This is a genomic window from Asanoa sp. NPDC050611 (assembly GCF_040654855.1).
In the GTDB taxonomy this organism is placed as follows: Bacteria; Actinomycetota; Actinomycetes; order Mycobacteriales; family Micromonosporaceae; genus Asanoa.
The window spans coordinates 1-4,559 of sequence record NZ_JBFAIU010000474.1; the positions used below are offsets into that span (position 1 = coordinate 1).

The following is a 4,559-nucleotide window of genomic DNA, read 5'->3' on the forward strand; positions in this document are numbered from 1 at the left end:
GGCGACCACGGCGTACCCATCCATGACGAGCTCCGGCTGGAGCTGGCGATCGAAGGTCACTGAGCATGTGGATCAGCTTCACCACGGACTACGGCAGCCTCGACGGTTTCGTGGCCGCCTGCCACGGCGCGATCGCCAAGGTCGCGCCGACGGCCCGGGTCATCGACATCACGCACGAGATCCCGCCCGGCGACGTGGCCCGGGGCGCGGTCGTGCTCGCGCAGACCGTCGGTGACCTGCCGATCTCCGTACACCTGGCGGTCGTCGATCCCGGCGTCGGCACCGCCCGGCGGCCGATCGCGGTGCGCGCACCGGACGGCCTGCTCGTGGGTCCGGACAACGGGCTGCTGATCTGGGCCGCGGAGGCGCTGGGCGGCGTCAGCGAGGCGGTCGAGCTCAACAACCCGGCCTGGTTCGCCCCGGTGGTGACCCGGACGTTCCACGGCCGCGACATTTTCGCGCCGGTGGCGGCCCGGCTGGCCGGCGGCGCGCCGCTGGCGGACGCGGGCCCGCGGCTCGACCCCGCCGAACTGGTCCGCCTGCCGGAGCCGACGGTGACGCGGGGCGAGGGCTGGCTCGAAGCGGCGGTGCTGAGCGTGGACCGGTTCGGCAACGTCCAGCTGGCGACCGACGCTCTCCCGGCGCCGCTCGCGGCTCGGGTCCGCGTGCACGGTGAGCCCGCGGTGGTCGGCGAGACCTTCGGGGACGCCCCGCCCGGCGGCCTGGTCTTGCTCGTCGACTCGGCCGGCCTGGTGGCGGTCGCGGCCAACGGCGCACCGGCCGACATCGCCCTCGGGGTCCGCCCCGGCGACGTGGTGCGGATCACTACCGAGCCGTGACCGCGGCCGGTGCGGCACGATGGAACCGTGCCCGAAGGTGACACGGTCTGGAACACGGCGCGCACGTTGCAGCGCGCGATCGGCGGCGGCGAGCTGACCGCGTCGGACTTCCGGGTGCCACGCCTGGCCACCACGCGGCTGACCGGCTGGCGGGTGCTTGAGTCCACGAGCCGCGGCAAGCACCTGCTGCTGCGGATGCGCGACCCGGCCGGCACCGACCGCACGCTCCACTCACACCTGCGGATGGAGGGGGCCTGGCGGGCGTACGCGCCGGGCGAGCGCTGGGCGGCCAAGCCCGCGCACCTGATCCGGGTCGTCCTCCGCACCGCGGACGCCGTCGCGGTCGGCTACCACCTGCACGATCTGTCGCTCGTGCCCACGTCCCGCGAGCGGGAGCTGGTCGGCCATCTGGGGCCGGACCTGCTCGGCCCCGACTGGGACCAGGCGGAGGCGGCCCGCCGCCTGGCCGCCCACCCCGACACGACGATCGGCGAGGCGCTGCTCGACCAGCGCAATCTCGCGGGCATCGGCAACCTCTACAAGTCGGAGGCGCTGTTCCTGCGGGGCATCTGGCCGTGGACCCCGGTGCGCGCGGTCCCGGACCTGCCCGGCCTGGTCTCGCTGGCCCAACGCCTGCTGGCCAACAACCGCGGCCGGTGGCTGCAGACCACGACGGGATCGCTGCGCAAGAGTGAGGCCAACTACGTGTACGGCCGGCGCGCCCAGCCGTGCCGCCGCTGCGCCGGCCCGATCCAGAAGGCCGAACAGGGCGAGCGGGTGACCTACTGGTGCCCGCGCTGCCAACCGAAACCAGACGACGCCTAAGAGGCCGCGCGCATCGGGTCCGGGGTCATGCCGCGGACCTCGGCGAGGCCCGAGGCGACGCCGCGGAGGAGGTCGCTGGCCTCGGTGAGGCGGGCGATCGAGGGGTGGGCGGCACCCATGCGGCCGTCCTCCGCGACATATGACGCCGCGGCCGCGACCAGGCGCTCGTAGGCCGAAACGCCCTCGTTGAGCTGCTGCGTCAGGTCTCGTTGGGCCTCGGTCAGGCCCTGCTTCGCGTCCGGTGGGGCGAACTGCAGCGCCTTCTCGACGCCGGTCACCCGGTGGGCCAGGTCGCGCAGCGACTCCTCGGCCACAGCGGCCTCCAGGACCGCGCTGCCACCCATCCCGGTCAGGCGTGGGGACAGCCCCGACAGCGTCGTGGAGGCACGGTCCAGGCGGTCCCAGGCCGGCGCAGCCGAGCTGCCGCGCAGGGCGAAGCGGCCCCGTTGCCGGCGGACCTCCGTGAGGGCGGCGCGGCCGCCAGGAGCCGACTCGACCGCAGCCAGCAGGCGGGCGCGCGAGCGTTGCGCCGCGAGGGCCGGGTCGGCGGGTTCCGGGGCCGGTTGGGCCCCGAACCGGCGCAGGTCGGCCCAGCGCCAGCCCGCCAGCACCAGCGAGCCGCCCGCGGCGGCCGCCCAGGCGGCGTCCGGCAGGCCCAGGCCCGCGTAGGGGGTCAGGACGGCGGCCGCGCCGGCGAAACCGGCGCCGACCACACTCCAACGGCGGGCGGAACGGCGTAGCCGGCGCAGTCGCCGGAAATATCGGGCCCGCTCGTCGGCCACTTCAGCCCCCCACGTCTCAGCCGGCGGCGCTCGAACCGCCGGGGTTCTTGTCCTTGGACATGCTCGCGCGGATCTCGTCGAGTCGCGCTATTCCGGCGACGTCTTCCTGCTTCTGCTCGCTCGCCGCCTTGTCGCCGTTGGCCTGCTGGGCCTCCGAGACCGGGGCCTCGACCGCCGGCCGCTCGGCGCCGCTGCCCAGCTTCTCGCCGGCCATGCTGGCCCGGATCTGCTCCAGCCGGCTGGCGCCGGCCATGTCCAGCGTCGAACGCTGCACCTCGATCATCCGGCCCTCGACCGAGTTGGAGGCCAGCTCGGCGCGGCCCATCGCGTTGGCGTAGCGGCGCTCGATCCGCTCGCGTACCTCGTCGAACGACGGGGTGTTGCCGGGTGCCGCGGTCAGCGACGACATCGACTCCAGCGAGCGGGCGACCGTCTCCTGCATGCGGGCCTGCTCGAGCTGGCTGAGCAGCTTGGTGCGCTCGGCGAGCTTCTGCTGGAGGATCATCTGGTTGTTCTCGACGGCCTTGCGGGCCTGGCCGGCCGCGTTGATCGCCTGGTCGTGCAGGCTCTTCAGGTCTTCCATGCCCTGCTCGGCGGCGACGAGCTGCGACGCGAGCTGCTGCGCGGTCTGCTCGTACTTCCCCGCCTCGGGCTCGTTGCCCTCGGCCCGGGCCTTGTCGGCGAGCACGAGGGACTGGCGCGCCATCGAGCCGAGCTTCTCCACCTCGGACATCTGGCGGGACAGCTTCATCTCCAGCTGGCGCTGGTTGCCGATGACGGCGGCGGCCTGCTGCACGAGGGCCTGGTGCTGGCGCTGCGCGTCCTCGACCGCCTGCTGGATCTGCACCTTCGGGTCGGCGTACTCGTCGATCTTGGCGCCGAAGAGCGCCATCAGGTAGCGCCATCCCTTGACGAACGGGTTCGCCATGTCCGCGGTATCCCCTCGTGTCCGTGCCAACCGGCAGTTCGGTCCATCGTCTCAGGCGCGCGCCAGCCGGTCACTGCCTTGGCAGCTATTGATCACAGTACGCGCGGCGGAAACCGACGGCTATGCCTGTCAAGCAGCGAAAACGACATCCCGGTCACGCGGACCGCCGGTGGTGCGCTTGGCGCGCAGGGTGGCCTTGAGCGGCGAGGACTGGTGCACCGAGACCGAGACCTTGCCGTCCGTGGCGACCTGCTTGACCGGCGCCTGCGTGCGGGCCGCCCGGGCCAGTGCGGCCGGGGCTGCGGGCTCCGGCGTCGCCGCCGTGGCTGGGTCGCGCACGGGCTTGGTCGGCTCGAGGCGGGCGGGCTCCAGCTCCGGCGGCTGCTCGTTGCCGTCGACCCCGACCAGGACACCCTCCATCTGCTCGGCCAGCGCGAGCGTGTCGCTGGCCTCACGGAGCAGCTGGGACAGCTGGGTGTCGAGGGCGTCGCAGATGGACGACAGGAGCTCGCTGGAGGCTTCTTTCTGCCCCCGCTCGATCTCGGAGAGGTAGCCCAGGCTGACGTTCGCGGCCGTGGAGACCTCGCGCAGGGTCCGGTGTTGCCCCTGCCTGCGTGCGCGCAAAGCGTCGCCGATCACCCGACGTAGCAGGACCATTGGCACCTCCCCCTCCGCCGTCGCCCCGACCTACGCCGAAGGCTTCCCGCAACCGTACCCGTTCTCCGCTTGACCGACATCCTGCCCCGCCGGGCGGCCGGACCACCCCCGAGCGTCACCTGTCCGTTTTGTCCACGACTCGCCGTGACACCAGCGCCTCAAGAGCCGGAACTGTTCGCCGAGGGCGAACGTAGCAGCGTGACCAGGGATTCCAGGGCGTGGGACACGGCGCCGGCCCGCACGGCCGCCCGCCCACCGTCGAGCCGCAACTCGTCGACCTGCCGCCCGGGCGGCCCCGCGACGGCCACATAGACGAGCCCGACCGGCTTGCCGTCCTGTGGATCGGGCCCGGCGACACCGGTCGTCCCGATCCCCCAGTCCGCCCCGCAGACCCGCCGCGCTCCCTCGGCCAGCGAAAGGGCGACGTCGGGGTCGAGAAGAAGTCCGCGAGGCACAGGCGGCGTTCCTGGCGCTGGCGCGGGAAGGAGAAGCGGGTCAGCTCCGTCGACCCGTCGGGCGACAGCACGT

Annotated in this window: 5 protein-coding genes and 1 pseudogene; 2 read left to right on the forward strand and 4 right to left on the reverse strand. The window is 73.4% G+C overall.

The genetic code is table 11. The features are described from left to right. Nucleotides 1-65 precede the first annotated feature (65 nt). Nucleotides 66-839: an SAM-dependent chlorinase/fluorinase gene (locus AB0H87_RS38465; RefSeq protein ID WP_360157656.1), complete on the forward strand. Its 774-nt coding sequence runs from the start codon at nt 66-68 to the stop codon at nt 837-839. 27 nt (nt 840-866) lie between these two features. Beyond that, complete coding sequence (locus tag AB0H87_RS38470) at nt 867-1,664, forward strand: DNA-formamidopyrimidine glycosylase family protein (RefSeq protein WP_360157659.1); 798 nt, start codon at nt 867-869, stop codon at nt 1,662-1,664. On the opposite strand, the gene AB0H87_RS38475 is transcribed toward AB0H87_RS38470, so the two are convergent. The 4 genes and pseudogenes from AB0H87_RS38475 to AB0H87_RS38490 all read right to left on the reverse strand — a co-directional run. After that, nucleotides 1,661-2,446 carry a hypothetical protein gene (locus tag AB0H87_RS38475; RefSeq protein ID WP_360157662.1) on the reverse strand — a complete coding sequence of 262 codons (786 nt, stop codon included), beginning with the start codon at nt 2,444-2,446 and terminating at the stop codon, nt 1,661-1,663. The genes AB0H87_RS38470 and AB0H87_RS38475 overlap by 4 nt on opposite strands. A 16-nt stretch (nt 2,447-2,462) precedes the next feature. After that, the gene (locus tag AB0H87_RS38480) at nt 2,463-3,374 is read right to left on the reverse strand and encodes a PspA/IM30 family protein (RefSeq protein WP_360157665.1); all 912 of its coding nucleotides are present in this window, start codon (nt 3,372-3,374) and stop codon (nt 2,463-2,465) included. A 129-nt stretch (nt 3,375-3,503) separates the two neighbouring features. Further along, nucleotides 3,504-4,031: a helix-turn-helix transcriptional regulator gene (locus AB0H87_RS38485; RefSeq protein ID WP_360157668.1), complete on the reverse strand. Its 528-nt coding sequence runs from the start codon at nt 4,029-4,031 to the stop codon at nt 3,504-3,506. A 158-nt stretch (nt 4,032-4,189) separates the two neighbouring features. Next, nucleotides 4,190-4,468 (reverse strand): annotated as a pseudogene (locus AB0H87_RS38490) (CinA family protein); the annotation flags it as partial. Nucleotides 4,469-4,559: the final 91 nt, after the last annotated feature.